Source organism: Yeosuana sp., from assembly GCF_057126245.1.
Genome location: NZ_DBNGMQ010000067.1, coordinates 1 through 4,992 on the forward strand (window position 1 = coordinate 1; position 4,992 = coordinate 4,992).

Below are 4,992 nucleotides of genomic sequence, written 5' to 3' on the forward strand. Positions count from 1 at the left end.
AAGAGAGGGGGTTTTCAATGTTGACGAAGTCTAAAGCTTCTGCGTGTATAATAACCTTATTCCTCTCTTTTGTTCTTTCTGGTTTATTGATCTAATTTAACAAAAGACAAACTTAAGACGTGTATAAAACAGTTGTGCTTCATTATGACAAACCGCTAACCAATGATAAAATTCTTTAGAAAAATTAGACAAAAATTACTCATTGAAAATAAATTCAGTAAGTATTTGATTTATGCTATAGGTGAGATTGTTCTGGTAGTTATTGGGATTTTAATTGCCTTAAGCATTAATAATTGGAATGAAAGTAGAAAGGAAAATCTTATTGAACAAAATTATCTTAGGCGATTACTTGTTGATCTTGAAAGTGATTACAAAACTCTAACTTTTTCTAAAGGCCTTTCTAATGATCGAATTAATCAAATCAAGATATTGACCGATGTTATAAAAAACCCATTACTGTCCAATAAAAATTCAATACAAATTATTGAAAGTATTGAAAAAGTAACTTGGCGTTCTTATTTGCCTCTTTCAAAAATAGTTTACAATGAATTATTAAATTCTGGAAAAATGTCTTTAATTCAATCCGAAAAATTAAGGAATTTATTGTCAAATTACTATATAGATGCAGATCATTGGGAAATGATATTAAATTTAGAAGATGCTCAAAAAGAGTTCAGTCATGCAACTGCTGGACTATTATCAATTGAGATTTTAACCGCAATAGAAAATTCTTCATCTCTTAGAAATACAAATCCAACACATAATATGAATATTGATTTAGAAGAAAAAGACTTTCATAGAATTGTTCAGGAATTTTCTACGAAAATTGAAGCTATAAGATGGTTACCACATATTCACCATTACCATATTCTAGCAGATAAGGTAATAACAAATTTATCGGTTCAAAATGAAATAATAAAAAAATTAGTCCAAAGAGAACTAAATAATTAAACAAAGCCTAACACCTTGAATAATTCATTGCTAGTGCAAGCTTACCTAGAAAATCCTCACGGATTTTCTATTCGGTTTGTATTTGCTAAATTAGGTGCTTAAAACACGCAACAAATCATATACAAACACGTTAGCCTTCATTATGACCAACCAACAAGCCAATGATAAAGTTCTTTAGAAGAATTCGCCAAAAAATGCTGACTGAAAACAAATTCAGCAAATATCTAATGTATGCCATCGGAGAAATTATTCTAGTTGTAATAGGCATTCTTATAGCCCTTCAAGTAAATAATCAAAATAATATACGATCTGAAAAACAATCTCTTAAAAATTATTTAGGAAAAATCGAAAAGAATGTCAATAATGATATTCAAGTTGGGCAACTAATGCTAAAAACCCGAACAGAACAATCTGTATTATGTGCCAAAGCAACTGAATCTATTTCTAAAAGAGATTTTAGTGCTAATAATCAATCTATTATAACAAATGCCGTTTTGGCAATGATAATTGAGCAACCCATAAATTTCAACAGAAGTGGTTTTGAGTCATTAAAGAATTCTGGATATTTACAATATCTCGACAATTCAAATTTGGAAGAATTAATTTATAATTACTATACTGCCACAGATAAAATTTTATTTGAAGAGTCTAGTTGCCAAGTTTGGGCTAATGATTTAGATTTAGAATTTCATAAGAATGGATTTTTTACAAAGTGGTTTCAACTAGACACAAAACCAAATCAAGAACTTACAGAAGTTGTTGGTAATTACACAGATGACCTTTGCAAACATACAGGAAATGACGTTGTATTATCGCTTTTACACAGAGGGTTTTTATTCAAACCCTATCTGACCAATTTCTATGAAGAACAAATTTCTATTGGGAAAGAATTATTAAAAGCTATAGAGGAATATAAAAATATCAAAAGACAAACTTAAGCCGTATATAAAAAATTGCTAGTTTTAGCTAAACCAAAGTTTGTTACTCGTTTGCTAGCTTCTGATTTTCCTTCGGAAAATCCTCGTACACAAACACGCAACTTTCCATATACATAAACGTTAGCCTTCATTATGTTTACCCTACATTGCTGCAATAAAATTCTTTGAATTAGTTTGTTGGGAATTACTGTTTAAAATAGCCGGTGGTTTTATATTCTAATCCTATTTTCTCTTCCATAAGTAATACTTCAGGCTTATCTTTTCTTAAAGCAACTTGCCAATTATTAAATATTTCCCAATTATCATTAATAAAGATAGGCTTACCATACTGATTAGTCAAGGCTTTTCTAATTCTATCTTCTTCTCCTTTTCCAGTTAATATCCAAACTACATTTAAAATATTATTTCCAAATCGAGTTTCAAATGTTCTTGGAAATCCTAAATAATCAACGCCAAAACAGTTGATTTGAATTTGAGCATTTGAATCAGTTCCATCTAATTCTTCAGTACTTGTAAATTTACTTTTAACTTCTAATAATGGCTTTAACTCATCAAAGGTTGCGCCCATTTTAATAAATGAAGGTATTTGACTTGAGGATTTAGAATTTGTTTCAAATTTATAATCTACATTTAGATATGGATTTTCCCAAGCGAACAAATAATTACGCATTGCCTCTTGAGTTAGTATCCAAGCAACATCATCATTTTTTTTTAAAAATAATTTTTCGGTAACATAGACATCATAACTAAGGTAAGTTCTTGCAGTATCTGTAAGCTTACTAGTTAAAGCTTTGACTACATTTCCTCTTGCTTCTATATATTTAAGTTTGTCATCAGCAAAAGTGAGTACAACTCTACTAATTATTCCATTATCTGTTTTTACTTGTGAGCAAACTAAGTGTTCTTCTTTGCTATTCGCTAATGGAAAACTCGGCTTATCAACGGAAATGATATTTGATTTTTCAGATATTTCGCTTAATTTTTGAGCTACAACTTCCAATGACTGGTTCAATCGAATATCATTAAATACTGACTCAACCTGTGCAGAAAGCACAAGTGGAAAGATTAGACTTAAAAAAGCTAAAATGTTTTTGTTAATTTTCATTATACTATAATTGTTATATTTCCAATAAGACAACTATTTACAATAATTGTTACAATAAACATATGTATTTGCTAAAACTAATAAATAACGAAAGGCTAATAATGTGTATAAGTAATATAGGTTTGGGTGCTAACTCAAACCGCTTTTTAGTTTAATTAAAGTATATTGCAAATTAAAAAGTAGTTGAGTAAAATCCGCCACTGCTTATACACAAGACCGTTAACAAAAATTTGAAACTAACCACTAAAAATAATATTATGGAACAATCAAAACATCAAGCTATTCGTGAATATGAATTAGATACTTGGACAAGATGCTCGTCAAGTTACAATGAAACTTGGGCTACTTTAACTAATGAAACACTTCCATTATTAATAAGCAAAACAAATATCAATTCTAATTGTTCTGTTTTAGATATTGGTTGTGGTGCTGGAAATTCTACAAAGAAAATTAGTGAAACTGGAGCGAATGTAATCGGAATTGATTTTTCTGAAAAAATGATAAATGAAGCTAAATCGACACATAGTGGTATCACATTCAAACAATCCGATGCTGAAAATATTCCATTAAAAGATAACTCAATAGATGTTGTAATAGCCAATTTTATAGTTCATCATTTACCTGAACCAAATAAAGTTTTTAAGGAAATAAACAGGGTTTTAAAACCAGATGGGAAATTTGCTTTTGCAGTTTGGGGAGCAAAGCAAGAACAAAGTTCATTAGGAGCTTTTTTTCAAGCCTTTGGAAACCACCACGAATTATCTGAACTACCTCACGGACCATTATTTGGTGTCACAGATTTTGATACTTATGATGCATTTGTATCAAATGCTAGTTTAAAAAATTTCAAATTAGAAAAGCTAGATACAAAGTGGAATATGCAATCACTTGACCCACTAATTAATGGATGTTGGGATTGGGGGAATTTAAACTTATTTTCTGAAAATAAGCAAAATGATATAAAAATTGATGTAATTAAAAATTGTGATTCCTTTAAAACAGAGAATGGATATTCCTTTCCACATTCTGCTATGATTGGATATGCTGAAAAATAAAAACTTTTGGTAACAACGTTTATAAAACATACCTAGTAAGTGCTAAACCGGAAGGTTTGAGCTTATTTGCAAAGACCGCCAAATTAAAAACAGATATGGATCTAGAAAACATAGCGCTAATAAGTGAAATTTTAGCGTCAGTAGCAGTTGTCATTACCTTGGTTTATTTAGCAAAACAAGTAAAACAGAGTACTCGCGTAAATAGAGCGGCATCAAGACATTCACTATCTGAATTTGCATTGGAATTAACAAAATTCAGAGCAGAACATTCTGACCGTTGGGCAAAAGTAATGCAAGAGAAAGATCTAAGTTCAGGCGATATAGAATTTAGAAATTGGAATCATATGATGCTTTTGCTTCACGCAGAAACCTATTATCATCACTATAAGTTGAAACTTATGCCTGATAACCATTGGAAAAATTATGCAAAATTTATTATCGCTACTTTAGACTCACCTGGTTTTGAGGATTATTGGAATGAGGTTGGTTTTGCTTTTTCTGAAGATTTTTCTGAATGGATGAATAAAATATTTTCAGAATCTAAAGTTGAAAAATAACGAAAGTATAACGGCTCGTATATGCGGTGTGACCAGCTTTTGCTGGGCATGAAAGTCATATACTTTGTTCTATAGCGTTATTTAACCGCTATTTTTTTCATATTCTGTGTAATTTAATGCTATAGAACATTACTTTTATTGGCCCGGCAAATAAAAAGTACAAATTTGGTATAATTAAAATCAAAAAATGAGTATTAATAAACCCATTTAATCAAAATTCAATGAATTAACTGGATTAGAGTTCGCCCTTTTCAGAGTGGTTATACTCATAACCACAAATGAAAATAATATCATAATTAAGCCACCAATTAAGAAATTTGAAATACTCAAAGAAACTTTATATGTAAATAAATTTAACCATTGATTAACTAGGTAATACGCAATAG

Annotated in this window: 5 protein-coding genes; 4 read left to right on the forward strand and 1 reads right to left on the reverse strand. The window is 29.9% G+C overall.

What is annotated here, in order from left to right:
- The first annotated feature begins 162 nt into the window (after positions 1–162).
- The gene (locus AC15TD_RS08415; RefSeq protein ID WP_484451696.1) at positions 163–951 is read left to right on the forward strand and encodes a DUF6090 family protein; all 789 of its coding nucleotides are present in this window, start codon (positions 163–165) and stop codon (positions 949–951) included.
- 161 nt (positions 952–1,112) lie between these two features.
- Positions 1,113–1,889: a DUF6090 family protein gene (locus AC15TD_RS08420; protein WP_484451697.1), complete on the forward strand. Its 777-nt coding sequence runs from the start codon at positions 1,113–1,115 to the stop codon at positions 1,887–1,889.
- Positions 1,890–2,073: 184 nt separating this feature from the next.
- Here the strand turns inward: AC15TD_RS08420 and AC15TD_RS08425 are convergent, their stop codons facing one another.
- Complete coding sequence (locus tag AC15TD_RS08425; RefSeq protein WP_484451698.1) at positions 2,074–2,943, reverse strand: hypothetical protein; 870 nt, start codon at positions 2,941–2,943, stop codon at positions 2,074–2,076.
- Between the two features lie 308 nt (positions 2,944–3,251).
- Between AC15TD_RS08425 and AC15TD_RS08430 the strand changes: the two genes are divergently transcribed.
- Both AC15TD_RS08430 and AC15TD_RS08435 read left to right on the forward strand, forming a co-directional pair.
- A complete protein-coding gene (locus AC15TD_RS08430) occupies positions 3,252–4,049 on the forward strand; it encodes a class I SAM-dependent methyltransferase (protein WP_484451699.1) in 798 nt (265 codons plus the stop codon).
- 56 nt (positions 4,050–4,105) lie between these two features.
- Entirely contained in the window at positions 4,106–4,606 is a 501-nt protein-coding gene (locus AC15TD_RS08435; RefSeq protein ID WP_484451700.1) for a hypothetical protein, read from the forward strand.
- The last annotated feature ends 386 nt before the right edge of the window (positions 4,607–4,992 follow it).

Bases quoted from the DNA above. Each gene is read 5' to 3' on its own strand.
- AC15TD_RS08415 (WP_484451696.1), top strand. From the start codon at position 163: ATGATAAAATTCTTTAGAAAAATTAGACAAAAATTACTCATTGAAAAT.
- AC15TD_RS08420 (WP_484451697.1), top strand. From the start codon at position 1,113: ATGATAAAGTTCTTTAGAAGAATTCGCCAAAAAATGCTGACTGAAAAC.
- AC15TD_RS08430 (WP_484451699.1), top strand. From the start codon at position 3,252: ATGGAACAATCAAAACATCAAGCTATTCGTGAATATGAATTAGATACT.